The 19246-nt window shown below is 73.0% G+C and carries 15 protein-coding genes; 9 read left to right on the forward strand and 6 right to left on the reverse strand.

Annotation, left to right across the window (positions count from 1 at the left end; genetic code table 11):
- Positions 1-55: 55 nt before the first annotated feature.
- From H563_RS17245 to H563_RS15075, 7 genes are all read left to right on the forward strand, one after another.
- The gene (locus H563_RS17245; RefSeq protein ID WP_022881467.1) at positions 56-1534 is read left to right on the forward strand and encodes a serine/threonine-protein kinase; all 1479 of its coding nucleotides are present in this window, start codon (positions 56-58) and stop codon (positions 1532-1534) included.
- A gap of 62 nt (positions 1535-1596) precedes the next feature.
- Positions 1597-2463: an alpha/beta fold hydrolase gene (locus tag H563_RS15060; RefSeq protein WP_022881468.1), complete on the forward strand. Its 867-nt coding sequence runs from the start codon at positions 1597-1599 to the stop codon at positions 2461-2463.
- Between the two features lie 47 nt (positions 2464-2510).
- Complete coding sequence (locus H563_RS15065) at positions 2511-4337, forward strand: cation:proton antiporter (protein ID WP_022881469.1); 1827 nt, start codon at positions 2511-2513, stop codon at positions 4335-4337.
- Positions 4338-4344: 7 nt separating this feature from the next.
- Complete coding sequence (locus H563_RS15070; RefSeq protein WP_022881470.1) at positions 4345-5952, forward strand: D-alanyl-D-alanine carboxypeptidase/D-alanyl-D-alanine-endopeptidase; 1608 nt, start codon at positions 4345-4347, stop codon at positions 5950-5952.
- Positions 5953-5970: 18 nt separating this feature from the next.
- The gene (locus tag H563_RS0104825) at positions 5971-6558 is read left to right on the forward strand and encodes an isochorismatase family protein (protein ID WP_022881471.1); all 588 of its coding nucleotides are present in this window, start codon (positions 5971-5973) and stop codon (positions 6556-6558) included.
- Between the two features lie 3 nt (positions 6559-6561).
- On the forward strand, positions 6562-8049 hold the full coding sequence (locus H563_RS0104830; protein ID WP_022881472.1) for an NAD-dependent succinate-semialdehyde dehydrogenase: 1488 nt from the start codon (positions 6562-6564) through the stop codon (positions 8047-8049).
- A 13-nt stretch (positions 8050-8062) separates the two neighbouring features.
- Positions 8063-9586 (forward strand): aldehyde dehydrogenase family protein, encoded by a 1524-nt coding sequence (locus H563_RS15075; protein WP_022881473.1) that lies wholly within the window; start codon positions 8063-8065, stop codon positions 9584-9586.
- Between the two features lie 37 nt (positions 9587-9623).
- On the opposite strand, the gene H563_RS0104840 is transcribed toward H563_RS15075, so the two are convergent.
- From H563_RS0104840 to H563_RS0104865, 6 genes are all read right to left on the reverse strand, one after another.
- The gene (locus H563_RS0104840; protein ID WP_022881474.1) at positions 9624-10625 is read right to left on the reverse strand and encodes a proline racemase family protein; all 1002 of its coding nucleotides are present in this window, start codon (positions 10623-10625) and stop codon (positions 9624-9626) included.
- Between the two features lie 9 nt (positions 10626-10634).
- The gene (locus tag H563_RS0104845; RefSeq protein ID WP_022881475.1) at positions 10635-11579 is read right to left on the reverse strand and encodes a dihydrodipicolinate synthase family protein; all 945 of its coding nucleotides are present in this window, start codon (positions 11577-11579) and stop codon (positions 10635-10637) included.
- On the reverse strand, positions 11576-13126 hold the full coding sequence (locus H563_RS15080) for an FAD/NAD(P)-dependent oxidoreductase (protein WP_022881476.1): 1551 nt from the start codon (positions 13124-13126) through the stop codon (positions 11576-11578). Before H563_RS15080 ends, H563_RS0104845 begins: the two co-directional genes overlap by 4 nt.
- Positions 13123-13446 (reverse strand): (2Fe-2S)-binding protein, encoded by a 324-nt coding sequence (locus H563_RS0104855; RefSeq protein ID WP_022881477.1) that lies wholly within the window; start codon positions 13444-13446, stop codon positions 13123-13125. The genes H563_RS15080 and H563_RS0104855 overlap by 4 nt, the downstream gene beginning before the upstream one ends.
- Complete coding sequence (locus H563_RS15085) at positions 13443-14612, reverse strand: NAD(P)/FAD-dependent oxidoreductase (protein ID WP_022881478.1); 1170 nt, start codon at positions 14610-14612, stop codon at positions 13443-13445. Before H563_RS15085 ends, H563_RS0104855 begins: the two co-directional genes overlap by 4 nt.
- A gap of 71 nt (positions 14613-14683) precedes the next feature.
- The gene (locus H563_RS0104865) at positions 14684-15373 is read right to left on the reverse strand and encodes a GntR family transcriptional regulator (protein WP_022881479.1); all 690 of its coding nucleotides are present in this window, start codon (positions 15371-15373) and stop codon (positions 14684-14686) included.
- 179 nt (positions 15374-15552) lie between these two features.
- Here H563_RS0104865 and H563_RS0104870 point away from each other — a divergent pair, with 179 nt between their 5' ends.
- Positions 15553-17484: a glycoside hydrolase family 127 protein gene (locus tag H563_RS0104870; RefSeq protein ID WP_027479107.1), complete on the forward strand. Its 1932-nt coding sequence runs from the start codon at positions 15553-15555 to the stop codon at positions 17482-17484.
- 259 nt (positions 17485-17743) lie between these two features.
- Positions 17744-19246: an ABC transporter substrate-binding protein gene (locus tag H563_RS0104875; RefSeq protein ID WP_022881481.1), complete on the forward strand. Its 1503-nt coding sequence runs from the start codon at positions 17744-17746 to the stop codon at positions 19244-19246.

Here is a 19246-nt window from a genome sequence, read left to right on the forward strand (position 1 = left end):
AGGTACCCGCACCCGCACCCGGGTACCGGACCCCGAGGCGAAGAGGAGTCAGCGGATGCCTGGAATCGACGAGCCCCCGCGTCAGAGGGCCGGCGGCGACACGGAACTCGCCGGACGCTACCTGCTGCGGGAGGCGCTCGGGCGCGGCGGCATGGCCACCGTGTACCGCGCGTGGGACACGAAGCTCGAGCGCGACGTCGCCGTGAAGGTCTTCGCCGCCGACGACGCCGTCGGAACCGACCAGGACCGCATCGAACGCCGCGAGCGGGAGGTGCGGCTGCTCGCGCAGGCGAGCCACCCGCACCTGGTCACCCTGTTCGACGCCGAGTGGGCCGACGGCAGCGCGGGCACCGGCTTCCTCGTCATGGAGCTGATCCGCGGCGATTCGCTGCGCCGCCGGCTCGACGGCCGCGGGCCCGACGTGGCGCTCGCCGCCCAGCTCGCCGTGGAGCTGGGGGAGGCGCTCGCCTACCTGCACGACGAGGGCATCGTGCACCGCGACCTCAAGCCCGAGAACATCCTCCTCACCGGCCGCGGCGACGGCAGCGTGACCGCGAAGCTCGTCGACTTCGGCATCGCCCAGCTCGTCGGCGACGAGCGGATCACCGCCGACGGGCAGATCATCGGCACCGCGGCGTACCTCGCCCCCGAGCAGGTCGCCGGGCAACAGGCGACCCCCGCCGCCGACGTCTACTCGCTCGGGCTCGTGCTCATCGAATGCCTCACCGGCCGGCGCGTCTTCCCCGGAGCGGCGGTCGAGTCGGCCGTCGCCCGCCTCAGCAGCGACCCCGTGCCGCCGGCGGGGCTGCCCGCCGAGTGGCGGGAGCTGCTCGCGGCGATGACGGCGCGCGACCCGCAGCGGCGGCCCGCCGCCGCGGAGGTGGCGCAGGTCGCGGCGGCGCTGCCCGTCGCCGGGGTGCGGCTCGGCGCCGAGGTCGAGACCGCGGCGCTGACCAAACCGCTCGCGACCGCGACGGAGCCGATGGCCGGCGCGGGGGCCGCGCTCGCGGCGGCCGAAGCTGCGGAGGCCGAGCCTGCGCAGACCGCGCGCATGGCGACGGACCTTGCGGCGGAGGAGACCGCCGCCACGATGCCGCTGCCGGGCCTCGCCGGGGAGGCGCGGGGGCGGGCATCCGATCGCTCGGCGGCGCACGCTGAGGCGAGGCGGCGGGCCGGCGCGCGCCCGCGTCGCCGCATGGTCATCGCGCTCGCGGCCGCCGCCGTGGTGGCCGCCGCGGCCGGCGGGCTCGCGGCGGTGGAGGGGCACAGCGAGACGACGTCGCCGACCGACGGGCCGAGCGCGCCCGCGCCCACCGACGCCGCGAACCCCGACCCGACCCGGTCGGTCGCCCCCGCCGCCGACACGCGGCCGTCCGTCGCGCCCACCCCCTCGGCCCCGGCGAGCGCCGCCCCGGCGCCGGCGCCGGCGCAGACCGCCGAGCCGCACGGTGCGCAGAAGGACTCGGGGTCCTCGGGCGGGGCCGACCCGAGCCCCGGCCAGAAGAAGGGCCAGCAGAAGGGCCACGGCAAGTAGACGTCCGGGCGGGCCGCCCCCGCGGGCGTGATGCCGCGGGGTTCGCGGGTACCCGTCCCTCCATGAGCTCACGCCACCTCCGCCTGCCCTCCGGCCGCGCCCTCGGCATCTCCGTGCTCGGCGATCCGGCCGCGCAGCGCACCGTGCTGCTGTGCCACCCCGCCCCAGGCGCATCCGGATTCGACCCCGACCCGCGCGCCACCCAGGCGGCGGCCGCGCGCATCGTCTCCTACGACCGGCCCGGCTACGGCTCCAGCGACCCGCTGCCGGCGCTGCCGATCCGCCGCGACAGCACGCTCGAGGAGCTTGCGGCCGTCGAGGAGTTGGTGGAGCGCGGCGGCGGCCGCGTCGACGGGATCGTCGGCTGGGGCCTCGGCGGTCTCGCGGCGCTCGAGCTCGCGGCCGCCCGGCCCCGGCGCATCCGTCGCGTCGTGCTCGTGCAGACCCCGAGGCCCCGCAACCGCGACTACGGGGTGCGCGCCCGCCGCGCCCGCGAGTGGTCGCTGCAGCACCGTGACCCGCAGCTCGCCCACGAGGCGATCGTCGCCGGCACGGGCATCAGCGACCTCTCCGTGCTGGGCGCGCGCGACGACGATCCGGCGCTGCGTGTGCCCGGCCTGCGCGAACGGCTCGAACGGATGCTGGACGAGTCGGTGCGCCAGGGCGACGCCGGCATCGCCGGCGACCGCCGCATGCTGCGGCTGCGCGACTGGTCGCGGGTGGCCCGCTCGGTGCGCGCCCGGGTGCTGCTCGTCTACGGCGCGCACGACGAGCGGATGGGGCGGCGCGACGCGCGCTGGTTCGCCCGCCGCCTGCAGCGCCCCCGGGTCGAGCTCGTGCGCGGCGCCGGTCCGCTCGCGATCGCGAGCGAGTGGGGGCGGATCCTGGACTTCGTCGCCGGGCCCGCCGGCCGGGGCCGGGCCGGGTGAGGCGGCGCGGGCGCGTGCGACCGCCCTCGCCTTCATAGGCTTCTCACATGGAACTCGGCGTCTACGTCGTGCTCGGCGTGGCCGTGATCGTCGCGGTCGCGGCGTTCGCGCGCAAGCTCGGCATCGCCGCCCCGATCATCCTGGTCGTCGTCGGCGTCGGCCTGTCGTACCTGCCCGGAATGCCCGACCTGCAGGTCTCGCCGCAGCTGATCCTCGAAGGGGTGCTGCCGCCGGTGCTGTACGCGGCGGCGCTGAACGTGCCGCTGACCGACATCCGCCGCAACCTGGCGCCGATCACGAGCCTGTCGGTGGTGCTCGTCGCGGTCACGGCGTTCGGCTCGGGCCTGCTGCTGTTCGAGCTGCTGCCCGACCTGAACCTCGCGGCGGGGATCGCGCTCGGTGCGATCATCGCCCCGCCCGACGCGGTCGCCGCCACCTCGATCGGCCGCCGGCTCGGCCTGCCGCCCCGGCTGCTCACCCTGCTCGAGGGCGAGGGCCTCGTCAACGACGCGACCGCCCTGGTGCTGCTGCGCTCGGCGACCGCCGCCGCGGCCGGCGCCCTCGCCTCGCCCTGGGCCGGCGTGCTCGACTTCCTCTACGCCGTCGTCGTCGCGCTGGTGATCGGCGTCGCCGCCGGCATCGCCACGGTCTGGGTGCGCGCGAAGCTGACCGAGGCGACCCTCGACACGGCCCTCTCGCTCGTCGTGCCGTTCGTCGCGTTCATGCCCGCCGAGGCGCTGCACGCCTCCGGGGTGCTCGCGGTCGTGGTCGCCGGCCTGTACACCGGCAGCTACGGCCCGCGGCACCTCACCCCGCAGGCGCGCATCAGCGAGCGCATCAACTGGAGCACCGTCCAGTTCCTGCTCGAGAACGCCGTGTTCCTCGTCATCGGGCTCGAGATCCGCCCGCTCATCGCCGACGTCGACGGGCAGCCGCTCGGCGTGTGGGAGTCGGTCGGCATCGGCCTGCTCGCGGTGCTGGCGCTGATGGTCATCCGCTTCGTGTGGATCGGCCCGCTCGTCTACGGCCTGCGCCGCCGCGCCGAGCACGATGAGAGACGGATGCTGCGCCAGTGGCTCTTCATCTCCTATTACCGCACCCACCCGGTCGAGAGCCGGCGGCAGGCGCGGCGCAAGGCGTACCTGGAGCGGCGCTACCCGCGCCGCCGCGCCGACCTCGACGAGGTGCGCGACAACCGGATCGACTGGAGGGGCGGGGTGGCGCTCGGCTGGTCGGGCATGCGCGGGGTGGTGACGCTCGCCGCCGCGCAGTCGCTGCCGCGCGCGGACTACATCTCCTACCGTCCGCAGCTGATCCTGATCGCGTTCACCGTCGCCGTGGTGAGCCTGGTGCTGCAGGGCGGCACGCTGCCGTGGCTGATCCGGGCGCTCAGGCTCACGAGCGGCGACACCGAGACGGAGCGGCGGCAGCTGGCCGAACTGCTCGACACGATCAGCGACGCCGGGCTGAACGCGCTCGACGACCCCGCCCGGGTGCCCGCCGAGGTCGAGGGCGCCGACCCCGAGGTGTTCGAACGGGTGCGCCGCGCCTCCAACCTGCGGGCCGAGGCGGCGTGGGAGCGCGCCGAGACGCGCGACGCCCCGCTCATCGAGCAGCCGCACCGGCTGTTCAACCGGCTGCGGCTGCTCGTCGTGCAGGCCGAGCGCGAGAAGCTCATCGAAGAGCAGCGGCTGGGCAGCTACCCGACGCGCGTGCTCGCTCAGGCGCAGGCGCTGCTCGACCTCGAGGAGACCCGCCTCGACCCGCTGCGTGCGGCGCAATCGCGGCCGCCGGCGCCGCTGGCGAGCGCATCCGACCCGTCCGCTCCGGCCCGCTCCCGCGCCACCCGGCCTCCCAGGCGGCCCCGGTTATAGTTCCAGGGTGCACGACCCGAATGACCCCCGCGACGGCGCCGAGCTGCCGCCCACCGAGCCGTTCACGACCGTTCCCGACGCCGTGGAGGCGGGCCCGGCGCCCGCCCGGGCGGCCGCCGCGCCGGCATCCCTCGCCTCCCGCGCGTGGGGCGGGGTGCTCACCTCGATCCGCACCCACCCGAGCACCTGGCTCGTCGCCGCGGTGGCCTGCGCGTTCGTCGTCATCGGTGCAGGAGCCTTCGCGGCCGGCGCCTCAGCCGCGCCCGAGCAGCCCGCCGCGCTGACGGCGCCCGCCCCCTCCTCCCACTCGGCCTCGGCCACGCCGAGCGCCTCGGCGACGCCGACCCCGTCGGCCACCCCGACCCCGACCGTGACCCCGCGGCCCACCGCGAACCCGGCCGCGCCGGCCGAGGCGCTCAAGACCTGCTCCGTCGCCGCCGAGGCCGCCGACGGCCGCCTCGGCACGCTCGAAGCCCAGGTGATGGACGCCAAGACCGGCGAGGTGCTGTTCGACCGCAACGGCACCACTCCGGCGCCGACCGCGAGCATCATGAAGACGATCACGGCCGCCGGCGCGCTCGCCGCGCTCGGCAGCGAGACCAAGATCGCCACCACCGTGGTCAAGGGCGCCAAGCCCGGCCAGGTCGTGCTCGTCGGCGGCGGCGACCCGACGCTCAGCCGCGGCAACGGCTCCTGGTTCCAGGGCGCCCCCACCCTCACCGACCTCGCCGCCCAGGTGAAGGCGGCGTGGAACGCCGACCCGGCCAACGCCGGCCAGCCGATCACCGAGGTCGTCACGGATGCCTCGCTCTTCGGCGGCCCCATGTGGCAGTCCAGCTGGGACGAGCAGGAGGAGCGCGTCAACCAGGGCTCCACCGCGTACATCGCCGCCCTCATGGTCGACGGCGACAAGCAGGACCCGACGAAGCTGGAGTCGCCCCGCGGCACCGACCCCGTCGGCACCGCCGGGCAGGCGTTCGCGCAGGCCCTCGGCGGCAACGTGACGGTCTCGAGCGGCACCGCCCCCAGCGGCGCGAAGCAGCTCGGCGTCGTCTACTCGCAGCCCGTCTCGACCCTGCTGAACGAGGCGCTGGAGAACTCCGACAACACCGTCATGGAGATGCTCGCCCGCCTCACCGCCATCAAGGAGGGCGCCGGCAACACCTTCACCGCGATCGACGCCGGCGAGAAGGCCGCGCTGAAGACGCTCGGCGTCGACACCACCGGCCTCACCATCGTCGACGGCTCGGGGCTGTCCGCCGACAACCGGGTGCCCCCGTCGTTCTTCACCAAGTTCATGATCAAGGTGCTGAACCGCGAGTCCGGTCTCGGGCTGATCTACGACTCGCTGCCGGTCGCCGGGCAGACCGGCACGCTCGCCGCGCAGTACGGGCGGTTCCAGGGCGACTCGGCCGTCGCCGCCGGGCACGTGCACGCCAAGACCGGGTGGATCGTCGGCGGCTACACCCTCGCCGGCATCATCGACGCCAAGGACGGCACCGAGCTCACCTTCGCCATCTACGCCCTCGGCAACGTCGGCGACAGCGCGAAGTCCGCGATCGACTCCCTCGCGGCCGCGATCTACACCTGCGGCGGCAACCTCTCGAACAGCTAGCGAAATAGACTCGGGCATATGGCCCGGGCGCTGCTGATCGTCGACGTTCAGAACGACTTCACCGAGGGCGGATCCCTCGGCGTGGACGGGGGAGCGGCCGTCGCCGCCGGGATCACGAAGCTGCTCGAGAGCAAGCCGGGCGCCTACGACCTGGTGATCGCGAGCCGCGACTGGCACGACCCCGACAGCGACAACGGCGGCCACATCGCCGCCGACCCCGACTACGTGAACACCTGGCCGGTGCACTGCGTGAGCGGAACCGAGGGGGCCGAGTACCACCCGGCCCTCGCATCCGATCGCATCGACGTGCACATCAAGAAGGGGCAGGGCAAGCCCGCCTACTCGGCGTTCGAGGGTGCGGACGACTTCGGCAAGACGATCGGCGAGGTGCTGCAGGCGCACGGGGTCGACGAGCTCGACGTCGCCGGCATCGCGACCGACTACTGCGTGCGGGCCAGCGCGCTGGACGCGCTGCACGACGGCGAGCGGGTGCGCGTGCTCACCGACCTGGTGGCGGGCGTGGCGGATGCCACGAGCCGCGCCGCCCTCGACGAACTGAAGGCTGCCGGCGCCGTGCTCGCCACGAGCGCCGACGTGGAGGAGTGAGAGATGACGATCGAGACCGCGACCAGCGCCCGTGAGGCGGAGCTGCTGGCGAAGGTGCCCACCGGGCTGTTCATCGGCGGCCAGTGGGTCGACGCGTCGGGCGGCGGCACCTTCGAGGTGCTGGACCCGGCGACCGGACGAGTGATCCACACCGTCGCCGACGCGACGCCGGAGGACGGCATCCGTGCCCTCGACGCGGCGGCCGCCGCGCAGACCGAGTGGGGCCGCACGGCACCGCGCGTGCGCAGCGAGATCCTGCGGAAGGCGTGGGAGCTGCTGCAGGAGCGCCGCGACGAGTTCGCGCTGCTGATGACGCTGGAGATGGGAAAGCCGCTTGCCGAAGCCGACGGCGAGGTGGGCTACGGCGGCGAGTTCCTGCGCTGGTTCGCCGAGGAGGCGGTGCGCATCTCCGGCCGCTACGGCATCAACCCCGAGGGCACCGGCCGCATGATCGTCTCGCACCACCCGGTCGGGCCGTGCTACCTGATCACGCCGTGGAACTTCCCGCTCGCGATGGCGACCCGCAAGATCGCGCCCGCGCTCGCCGCCGGCTGCACGGTCGTGGTGAAGCCGGCCGAGCTGACGCCGCTGACCACCCTGTACTTCGCGCAGCTGCTCGCCGACGCGGGCGTGCCGGCCGGCGTGGTGAACATCGTGCCGACCACCTCGGCGTCGGCGCTGTCGAAGCCGATCATCGCCGACGGGCGGCTGCGCAAGCTGTCGTTCACCGGCTCCACGGAGGTCGGCCGCGTGCTCATCGCGCAGGCGGCGCAGAACGTGCTGCGCACCTCGATGGAGCTCGGCGGCAACGCGCCCTTCGTCGTGTTCGACGACGCCGACCTCGACCAGGCGGTCGACGGGGCGATGGCGGCCAAGTTCCGCAACATCGGCGAGGCGTGCACCGCCGCCAACCGATTCATCGTGCAGCGCGGCGTCGCCGACGAGTTCGCCCGCCGCGTCACCGAGCGGGTGCAGGGCCTCAAGGTCGGGCGCGGCACCGACGACGGCGTCACGATCGGGCCGCTGATCGACGACCGGGCGGTCGCCAAGGCGCACGAGCTGGTGACGGATGCCGTGAACCGCGGCGCCTCGCTGCGCACCGGCGGCTCCCCGCTCGACGGCCCCGGAACGTTCTACCAGCCGACCGTCGTCTCCGACGTCGCCCCCGGCAGCGACATCCTGCGCACCGAGATCTTCGGGCCGCTGTTGTCGATCGTGCCGTTCGACGACGAGGACGACGCGGTGCGGCTGGCCAACGACACCGAGTACGGGCTGGTGTCGTACGTGTACACGCGCGACCTCGCCCGCGGGCAGCGGATGATCGAGCGGCTCGAGACAGGGATGATGGGCCTGAACGCCGGCGTGATCTCCAACGCGGCGGCGCCGTTCGGCGGGGTGAAGCAGTCGGGGCTCGGCCGCGAGGGCGGCTTCGAGGGTATCCACGAGTACCTAACCGTGAAGTACACGATGACCCCGAACCCGTTCGGGTGAGCGGGGCGGGGGTATGGCGTTGGAAGGTGTGCTGACCGGCCTGAGCGCGGGGGCGGTGATCCCGTTCGGCGGCGACCGCTTCACCACGGTGCCGCCCGAGCTCGCCGAGGCGTTCCGGCCCGGCGATCAGCTGCACGTCGTGCAGACGACCGGGGCGCTGCTGCACGTGCCGGCCGCGGTGCGCGAGGCGGTGACCGCGCAGGTCGACGCCGCGGCGGAGGCATTCGCGCAGCTGCGCACGATCGGCGACGAGCCGGTGCGGGCGTTCTACACCGCGTTCGCCGACGCCCTTGCCGTCGACGCCGTGTGGGCGAGGATCGCCGAGGCGAACGCGGCCGATGTGCAGCGCGCCGGGGAGCAGGGGCGCTCCACCACCCGGCTTCGGGTCTCCGAGCGGATGCGCGCCGACATGGTCGCCGGACTGCGCGGCTGGGCCCACCACCTCGACGAGCGCGCGGCGGCCGGCGAAACCCCGCCGCTCACCCGCGTCGAGCACGAGGACTGGTCGGTCGAGATCGTGGCGGCGCCGCTGGGCGTGATCGGATTCGTGTTCGAGGGCCGGCCGAACGTGTTCGCCGACGCGGCGGGCGTGCTGGCGACCGGCAACTCCGCCGTGCTGCGGATCGGCGGCGACGCGCTCGGCACCGCCCAGGCGATCCGGGAGCACGCGCTCGAGCCGGCGCTGCGCTCCTCGGGGCTGCCTGGCGGCGCGCTCTCCCTCATCCCGGTGCGGGAGCGGTCCGCCGGCTGGGCGCTGTTCAGCGACTCGCGGCTCGCGCTCGCCGTGGTGCGCGGCTCGGGCGCGGCCGTCACCGAGCTCGGCAGCGTCGCCCGGCAGAGCGGCATCCCGGTCAGCGCGCACGGAACCGGCGGCGCCTGGCTCGTCGCCGACCGGGCCGCCGACACCGAGCGTTTCGCCGGCGCTGTGCGCCATTCGCTGGACCGCAAGGTGTGCAACACCCTGAACGTGGCCGTCGTGGTGCGCGAGCGGGCGGCCGAGCTCGTTCCCGTGCTGCTGAGCGCCGCCGACGAGGCGGCCGCCGCCCGCGGCGGCACGGCGCGCCTGCACGTCGTGGACTCCGCCGCGTCGTTCCTGCCCGAGGGCGAGTTCGCCCGCGAGATCGACGTGCGCCGTGCCGAGGGCGTGCGGCGCGAGCCGCGCGCGACCCCGATCGCCGTCGAGCAGCTCGGCACCGAGTGGGAGTGGGAGGACACCCCGGAGCTGAGCATCGCGGTCGTGGAGGATCTCGATGAGGCGATCCGTCTGTTCAATGCGCACAGCCCGCAGTTCGTCGCCGCGCTGATCTCGGCGGACGGGGACGCGCACGCGCGGTTCCGCGCCGGGGTCAACGCGCCGTTCGTCGGCGACGGGTTCACCCGCTGGGTCGACGGGCAGTACGCGCTGAACCAGCCCGAGCTCGGCCTGTCCAACTGGCAGTACGGGCGGCTGCTCGGCCGCGGCGGCGTGCTCACCGGCGCCGACCTGACGACGCGGCGCACCTTCGCGCACCACGAGCGCAGCGACCAGCACCGGTGAGGGTGGCCGCGGCGCCGACGCGCGCCGGGGCGTCGCCTCAGAAGACGAACCCGTGCGGGAACGGGTCGCTCGGGTCGAGCACGTACTGGTTGAGCCCCGTCACCCACGCCCGCCCCGTGATCGTCGGCACCACGGCGGCCTTCTCGCCCACGGTCGTGGTCGCGATCAGTCGGCCGGTGAACCGCGAGCCGATGAACGACTCGTTGACGAAGTCGGTCTGGAGCGGCAGCTCGCCGCGCGCCCACAGTTCGGCCATCCGCGCGGAGGTGCCGGTGCCGCAGGGGGAGCGGTCGAACCAGCCCGGGTGGATCGCCATGGCGTGCCGCGAGTAGCGCGCGTCGGAGCCCGGCGCGAGGAACTCGACGTGATGGCAGTGGTCGACCCCGTCGATGGTGGGGTGGTGCGGGGCATCCGTGTCGTTGATCGCGGCCATGATCTTGAGGCCCGCGTCGAGGATGTCGCGCTGCCTGGCCCGGTCGAACGGCAGGCCGACCGCGTCGAGCTCGACCATGGCGTAGAAGTTGCCGCCGAAGGCGAGCGAGTACGGCACCTCGCCGAGGCCCGGCACGTCGACGACGGCGTCGAGCCGCTCGGCGAAGGCCGGCACGTTCTCGATCGTGACCGCGTCGGCGTGGCCGTCGCTCACCGCGACGCGCGCGATGACGAGACCGGCGGGCGTGTCGAGACGGATGCTCGTGACCGGCTCGACCACCTCGACCATGCCGGCCTCCACGAGGGCCGTCGCCACGCCGATCGTGCCGTGGCCGCACATCGGCAGGAAGCCGGAGACCTCGATGTAGAGCACGCCCCAGTCGGCGTCGGGGCGGGTCGGCGGCTGCAGGATGGCGCCGCTCATCGCGGCGTGACCGCGCGGCTCGTCCATCAGGAAGTGGCGCAGGCCGTCGAGGTGCTCGATCGCGTACAGGCGCCGCTCATTGGCGGTGTCTCCGGGGATCACCCCGACGCCGCCGGTGACGACGCGGGTCGGCATGCCCTCGGTGTGGGTGTCGATCGCGGGGATCAGCCGGGAGGAGCGCATGTCTGGACGTTACGCGACCCCGACGGATGCCGCGGGGTGGGCGGCACGGTACGCCTCGAGGGCCCGGACGGCGTGCTCGGTCTCCGCCGTGATCTGCGCCGCGTGCTCCGGGGTGAGCGCGTAGCGCGGCGGCCGGCACGGGCCGCCGTAGCGGCCGATCAAGTCCATCGACAGCTTGATGGCCTGCACGAACTCGGTGCGCGAGTCCCACCGGAAGACCGGGACGAGGTGGCGGTAGAGCTCCAGCGCCTGGGTGACCTCGCCGGCCCGCACGAGGTCGTACAGCTCGACCGACTCGGCGGGGAACGCGTTGGGGAAGCCCGCGAACCAGCCGACGGCGCCGTCCACGAGCAGTTCGAAGAGCAGGTCGTCGGCGCCCGCGATCACCTGGATGTCGCACAGTTCCTTGATCTCGAGCACGCGGCGCACGTCCCCGGAGAACTCTTTGATGGCGACGATGTTCGGGATCTGTGCGAGCTCGGCGACGATCTCGGGGGTGAGGTCGACCTTGGTGTCGATCGGGTTGTTGTAGATCATCACCGGCAGCCCGACCGCGGCGACCTCTTCGAAGTGGCGCACCAGCTGGGCGGGGGTCGAGCGGTACATGGTCGGCGGCAGGCAGAGCACCGCGTCCGCGCCGTCCTCGCCGGCGAGCTCGGCCCAGCCGCGGGCGAGGTGCGCGCCGGGCGCGTGCACGCCGGCGATGACGATGCCGCGGCCCTGATTGGCGGCGACCGCGGTCTGCACGACGCGGCGGCGCTCGTCGTCGGTGAGCGACGAGTACTCGCCGAGCGAGCCGTTCGGGCCGACGCCGCGGCATCCGTTGGCGAGCAGCCAGTCGCAGTGCTCGGCGTAGCGGTCGTAGTCGACGGCGAGGCCGGCCGGCGCGGCGGGGTCGTCCTTGTAGGGCAGCGCGGTGGCGACGACGACGCCGCCGAGATCGAGGGTGGTCATGGCTCGTGCCTTTCTTCGGGGTGGGGGAGCCGCGCGAGCTCCGAGAAGCGGATCGGGGCGGCGATGGGGCGCCGGTCGATGACGACGCCGTCGAGGGGGGCGCCGTTGCGCGCGGCGGCGATCGACTCGACGGTGCGGCCGCAGATGCGGCCCTGGCACGGGCCGAGCCCAGCGCGGGTGGCGAGTTTCAGGGCACGGATGCTGCGGCTGCCGGTCGCCTCGAGCACATCGGTCAGCCGCCCGTAGCTGAGCTCCTCGCAGCGGCACACCGTCGTCTCGCGGGTCAGCCAGTCCGTCCAGCCGGGGCGGATGCCGTGGGCGGCGTCGAGCGCCCTCGCGAAGCCGCGGTAGCGGGCGATGCGGCGGCGGGCGGCGGCCACGCGCCGGTCGCCGGGGTCGCCTCCGGCCGCCAGCCATCCGGCGAGGCCGCCCTCGCGCAGCGCGGCGTCGGCTCCGGCGATGCCGGTCACCTCGCCGGCCGCGAAGACGCGGGGCACGCTGGTGCGCTGGTCGTCGTCGACCGCGACGAAGCGCGACCAGGGGCGAGGCGCGGCGGGCTCCGCCGGATTGAGCCTGTCGAGACCCGCCGGATTGAGCCCGTCGAAATGCGCCGGGTCGAGCCCGTCGAGACCCGCCGGATTGAGCTTGTCGAAATCATCCGCCAGGGCGCAGCCGGCGGCGATCGCCAACTCGAGCCGCGGCGTGAAGCCGTGTGAGACGGCCACGGCGTCGCAGGCGATCACGCGCTCGGTGCCCGGGATGGGCCGCCAGTCGGCGTCGAGTGCGGCCACGGTCACCGCCTCGACGCGGTCGATGCCGTGCGCCGCGATCACCCCGGCGCCGGCCCGGTAGGGCACGCGCCCGCGCAGCTGACCGACCACATATCCGGCCAGCTCGCCGAGCTTGTGCGGCATCGCCGCGACCGATGCCGCCCCCGACGCCCATCCCGCGGCGAGCGTTCCGGCCGGGCTCGCTTCGAACACGCCCGCGACCTCGGCGCCGGCCGAGAGCAGCGATGCCGCGACGGGCAGCAGGAACGGCCCCGCCCCGGCCACGACGACGCGCTCGCCGACGGCCACCCGCTCGGACTTCGCCAGCGCCTGCGCCGCGCCGCCGGTGAACACGCCGGGCAGATCCCAGCCGGGGAAGGGGAGGGTGAGGTCGTGGGCGCCCGTCGCGAGGACGAGCGCGTCGGGGGAGAGCGTGCGCACGTCACGGTCGGAGCCGTCGGCGTCGCCCACGGCGTACTGCAGGGTCGGCGCCCGGTCGCCAAAGGCGCATGGCTCGACCGCCCACACCTGGGCGCCGGCGATGACCGTCGCCCGCGGATGCCGGGCGACGGCGCGCGAGAGCATCGTGAAGTCGCGCCAGCCCTGGTGCAGCCGCGCCTCGCGGGCCGCCGGCCGCGAGGGCGGCAGGTGCCGCCAGTACTGTCCGCCCGTCGCGGCGGCGGCATCGAGCAGGGTGACCTCGGCTCCGGCGCGGAGGGCGGCGCTCGCCGCGGCGAGGCCGGCCGGGCCTGCGCCGACCACGGCGACCCGGGTCACGCGGCACCTCCCGGCAGCGTCTCGTCCTGGAAGGCCACCACGTCCCCGTCGCGGGCGATGCGCTGGCAGGCGCGCACGTCGCGGGCGCCGTTGACCTCGACGAGGCAGTCGAAGCAGACGCCGATGCCGCAGAACACCCCGCGCGGCCTGCGCGCGGCCGCGGTCGTGCGCCAGGCCAGGCGGCCCGCGGCGAGCATGACGCCCGCCACGGATTGACCCGCCACCCCCGAGACAGGAATACCGTCGACGATGATCGTCACGGCCTCAGGGGCGGCGGGAGCGATCGGGTCCCGCTCCGGCGGAAGCATCCGTGCACTCATGCGGCCGCCAGCGTGCCGCGCGACGGCGCGAACGCGCCCGGCTCGAGCTGCGGCGCACGGCCGGTGACGAGGTCGCGTAGCAGTTCGGCGGTGCCGAGCGCGAGCCCGATGCCGGCGCCCTCGTGCCCGGTGGCATGCCACAGGCCGGCGACGGCCGGATCGGGCCCGATCACGGGCAGATGGTCGGGCAGGAACGGCCGGAAGCCGCCGTAGACCCGCATCACCGAGGCGCCGGCGAGGAACGGGAACACGCGCGTCGCCTTCTCCGCGATCTCGCGGACGGCCGTGAGGTCGAGGGCGTCGTCGAAGCCGCGCTGCTGGCGGGAGGAGCCGACGAGCACGGTGCCGCCGGCGGTCGACTCGATCACGCTCGAGGTCTGCAGGGACGCGGCATCCGATTCGACGGCGGCCACGTAGTCGGCGTCGTAGACCTTGTGGAAGATGCGGTGCGGCATGCGGGTCGTGACCAGCACGACGCCGCGGCGCGGGCGCACGGGCAGGCTCGCGCCGAGGCACGCCGCGACCTCTCCTGACCACGGGCCGGCGGCGAGAATCACGTGGTCGGCGGTGAAGTCGCCGCGTGTCGTGCGCACGCCGGTCAGGCGATCGGATGCGGCAGGCAGCGCTGCGATCACGCGCGCACCGAACACGGTGCGCGCACCGCGGGCGCGCGCCGAGGCCAGCAGCGCCTCGGTGGCGTTCACGGGCTGCACCTGGGCGTCCTCGGGGTAGAAGACAGCGGCCGTAACCGCGGGGTTGAGGTCCGGCTCGAGGTCGAGCGCCTCGGCGGCGGTGAGCGGGCGCGCGTCGATGCCGGCCGCGCGCTGCTGGGCGGCGAAGTCGAGCAGCGGCGCCGCCCCGTCATCGGTGGTGGCGACCACGAGACCCCCCTTGCGCTCGTATTCGAGCGGCGGGATGCCGGGCGGCAGTTCGTCGTCGAGCTCGCGCTGCAGCCCGTCCCAGAGTTCGAGGGAGCGCATCGCGAGGCTCAGTTCGGGGCCGCGCAGCTTGTCGGAGACGAGCAGGTTGCCCTCGCCCTGGCCGCTCGTGCCGGCGGCCGCCCCGGAGGCGTCGAGCACGGTGACCGTGAGGCCGGCTCCCGCGAGCGCGCGGGCGCAGGCGGCGCCGACGGCGCCCGCGCCGATCACGATCGCGTCGCTGTGCATCACGTCCTCACCCGACGCCGTAGCTCGACGCCGCTGACTAGTAATATGTCACACACCGCATTTCATCGGTGTTACGAGTCTTCGCGCTGTCCCGACCACCACCCGACGACGTGCCCGATGTGCCGCTCCATCAGGGTCCGCACGCCGTCCGCATCGTGTGCTTCGAGCAGATCGAGGATGCGGTGGTGCTCCTCCGCCGAGATGTTGAGCTCCTCGGTATGCAGCAGAGTGCGCAGGCCGACTAGGCGCGTGCGCTCGCGCAGGTCGGAGACGAGCTCCACAAGCAGCGGATTGCCGAGCATGGCCAGCAGCGTGAGGTGGAATTCATGGTCGGCAGCGAGATAGGCATTGAGGTCTTCGTCGCGGGCACCGCGGACGATGCGGTCGGCCAAGCGCCTGGCCTGCTTCGCGTCGCGCTTGCCGAAGTCCGGCGCCAGCCGGTACATCGCTTCGGGCTCCAACAGGCGGCGCACCTCGACGATCTGACGTAGCGCATCCTCATCGACGTCGGTGACGCGGAACCCCTTGTTGCGGAGGGCGACGACGAAGCCGCGCTTCTCCAGGTCCAGGATCGCTTCGCGCACCGGGGTCGCGGACACCTGGAACTGCGCAGCCAGGGTCGGCACCGAGATGACCGCCCCCGGCGGAATCTCGCCCGAGACGATCGAGGCCGAGATCGCGCGTTGCACCTGGGCCCGCAGGCTGGACGGCTTGGTGATCGCGCCGCCGGCGGTGTGCGCGGCGGTGGGCGGATTTGCCACCTTCGGCCCCCCTTCTGGAGCGCGAAGGAGGCCTGCGCGCTCGTCGAGTCTACGAACGTACTTTAGGGGCCCGGCGGCCGCGAGGGTGAGCTGGCGTGGCTGACCGCGGCACGCACTCCGACACGGGTTAAACATCGACGTAACACCACGTTGCCGCGATACGTGACATATTACCGGTCATGACATCGGTAGCAGGCAGCCGCGGTCCCGCCGTCGCGCCCCGCGCGCTCGCGGTGCGGCCGCTGGCCGGCGACGATGTCTCACTGGGCGACGGCGAACTCGGTCGCTGGCAGCGCCGCAACGCGACGGCGACTGCCAGCCACGTCGTAGGCCAGCTGCGCGCCGCCGGCAACCTCGACAACCTGCGGACGATCGCGGATGGCACGGGCGCCGCCTACCGCGGGCGCTACCCGTTCCTCGACACCGATGTCTACAAGACGCTGGAAGGGCTGGCATACATTCTCGCCGGCAGCGACGCCGCGCCGGAGCTTCGCTCCTTCTTCGAGGAGGCGGTCGAGCTCATCGTGCGGGCCCAAGCGGCCGACGGATATCTCAATTCGGCCTTTCAGAACCCCGGCTACGGCCGGGCGCCCTGGAGCGACCTGACGTGGGGCCACGAGCTGTACAACCTCGGCCACCTCATCCAGGCCGCGATCGCGGCGCGCCGGCAACTCGGCGACGACCGGCTTCTCGATGTGGCCGTTCGCTTCGCCGACCTCGCGTGGGCGAGGTTCGGGCCGACCGGGCAGTCCGCGATCTGCGGACACCCCGAGGTCGAGATGGCCCTGGTGGAGCTCGGGCGCGAGACCGGCGACCCGCGCTACCTCGAACTCGCCCGGCTGTTCGTGGACCGGCGGGGCCACCGCAGCATCCCGGCGTCGATCTTCGAGCACGACTACTTCCAAGACGAGCTACCCCTGACCCGGATGCCGAGCGTGCACGGTCACGCGGTGCGGATGGGCTACCTGGCGGCCGGGGCAGCGTACGTCGCGCTCGAGAGCGGAGACGACCTGCTGTTCGCCGCTTTGACGCGCCTGTGGGACGACATGTCGGCCACCAAGCTGCACATCTCAGGAGGGCTCGGCAGCCGCCACGCCGACGAGTCGATCGGCGACCGCTACGAGCTGCCGGCCGACCGTGCCTACAGCGAGACCTGCGCCGCGATCGCCGTCATGCAATGGAGCTGGCGCATGCTGCTGGGCACCGGCGACACCCGCTACGCCGATCTCTACGAGCGCGTCCTGTACAACGCCTACGCCGTGGGGCTGTCCGAGGAGGGGACCGCGTTCTTCTACGACAATCCGCTGCAGCGACGCGCCGACCACCGCGTGCCTCGTGACGGCAGACCTCTGCGCGAGCCGTGGTTCGTCTGCCCCTGCTGCCCGCCCAACGTCCTGCGCTGGACGGCCCAGCTGCACGAGCACCTCGCGGTCACCCAGGGCGACACGCTGCGCCTGGTCGGATACACAAGCGGGCGCATCTCGACCGGCGGAGTGCGGCTTGACATCGACACCGCCTACCCGTGGGGCAGTCGCGTCGCGATCCGGGTGCTCGGCGTCGACACGGATGCCTCGATCCGGCGCCTCGCGCTGCGCGTGCCGTCATGGGCCGACGGCATGACGTTGACGGTCGACGGCAGCACCCGACGGGCGGAGGCCGGCGGCTGGGCCGAGGTTCCAGGCCCTGTCCGCGAGGGCCACGTCATCGTCGCGGAGTTCGACATGCCCGTGCGCGGCCATGTCGCCCACCCGCACGTGGACGCTGTGCGCGGAGGCCTGGCCGTGCAGCGCGGGCCGCTGCTGTACTGCGTCGAGGGCGCCGACATCGACGCATCCGCCAGCGACGCCGACCTGGACGACGTGCTGATCGCCCCGGACTCGCTCGCCTCAGCCGAACTCTCCGCACTTGAGCCGAGCGGCGGTCTCGCCACGGCTCACGTCGCGATCACCGTCCCCGTGCTCATCGTGCCCGAGCCGACCGCGGAACTGTATCCGCGCTGGCCGACGCCCGCCGCGCCGCCCGGCACCCCCGCGCGAGCGGTGCTGCGCCCCTACCACCTGTGGGGCAATCGCCGTCCCGACGGCATGCGCGTCTGGCTGCGCACCGGCTGACGCGCCCCCGCCTCTCCTCCACGCCCCGCCCCTCATAGAACGGAAGTGAACCGCCACGAAGCTCCGCCGCAGAGCCGGCATCGCCGGCATCGCGCTCGCCGTCTCCGTCGCCCTCGCCCTCAGCGCGTGCAGCGGCGGGACGAGCTCGACCAGCAGCGCCTCGGGTGCCGCCGCGACGCCCAAGAAGGGTGGAACGCTGAACGTCATCCAGACGACGGCGTATTCGCACCTCGACCCGGTACAGGGCTATGACGCCGGCGTGATCAACTTCTATCAGCTGATCTACCGCACGCTCACGACGTTCTCGTCGAAGAAGGGCGAAGGGTCGAAGGTGGTGCCGGACCTCGCGACCGACATGGGCCAGTCCAATGCGGATGCGACGGTGTGGACCTTCCATCTGAAGAAGAACATCTACTTCAGCACGGGTGCGCCGATCACCAGCAAGGACGTCAAGTTCGGTGTGGAACGTGCCTTCGACCCCAAACTGGCAGTCGGCGCACCTTACGCGCGCTTGTATCTGGACGCGCCGAAGGACTATGAGGGGCCGTACAAGTCGGGCGACCTGTCGTCGATCGAGACCCCCGACGACTCGACCATCGTCTTCCACCTCAACCAGTCGGTGCCCGAATTCGCCAGTGCGCTCACCGAGCCGGTGTTCACGCCGTTCCCCGACGACCCGGACACGGTCACCGAGACGAGCGTCGACCAGAAACCCGTGTCATCCGGCCCGTACGAGGTGAAGAGCTACACGCAGGGATCCTCGATCGCCCTCGTGCGCAACCCGTACTGGAAGGCGAGCACCGACAGCGTGCGCAAGGCGTACCCGGACAAGATCGACTTCACCTTCGGGGTCGATGCGGCCACAGTCGACCAGCGGCTGATCAGCGATCAGGGCAAGGACGTCGACACCATCTCCGGCAACAGCGTGCTGCCCTCCTCGCTCGCCAAGCTGCAGACCCCCCAGCTGAAGTCCCGCGTGGTGGAGGGTGAGTCCGGATGTACGACGTACCTCGTGATGAACACGACGAAACCCGGGCTTAACAACGTCAAGGTGCGGCAGGCGATCAGCTACGCCATCAACAAACAGCAGGTCGTCGACGCGGCCGGCGGAAACCAGTTGGCGACGATCACCAACACGATGCTGCCGTCGAACACGCCGGGATATCAGAGCTTCGACCTGTATCCGAGCAAGGACAGCAAGGGGGATCCGGCCAAGGCGAAGGAACTGCTGAAGGCTGCCGGGGTGTCGAACCTCTCGCTGATCCTGGACACGCGGGAGACCGACACCATGATCAGCCAGTCGGAGGCGATCCAGCAGGCACTGGCGAAGGTCGGCATCACGGTCAAGATCAACCAGATCGACGCGGCGTCGTTCTACCAGACCATCGGCACCACGAGCGAACAGCACGACATGACCGTGACCGGCTGGTGCCCCGACTGGGCGTCCGGATCCACCTTCCTGCCGCCGCTGTTCCAGGGCAGCCAGATCTTCAGCCAGGGCAACTCCAACGTGGCGCAGCTGAACGACCCGGCGGTGAACGCCCAGATCGAGAAGATCGAGAAGATGACTGACCTGACCGAGGCCAACAAGGCGTGGTCGGCCCTCGACAAGCAGATCAACGAACTGGCGCCGACGGTTCCGCTCTACTACGCGAAGGCGGTGAGCCTCGTCGGGTCGAACGTGGGCGGGGCCTACTCCGACCCGCAACGCGCCGGCGGAGTGAACTTCGCCACCGTCGGTCTGCTCGATCCGTCGAAGTAG

The sequence above is a fragment of the Gryllotalpicola ginsengisoli DSM 22003 genome (assembly GCF_000419445.1).
Taxonomy (GTDB): domain Bacteria; phylum Actinomycetota; class Actinomycetes; order Actinomycetales; family Microbacteriaceae; genus Gryllotalpicola; species Gryllotalpicola ginsengisoli.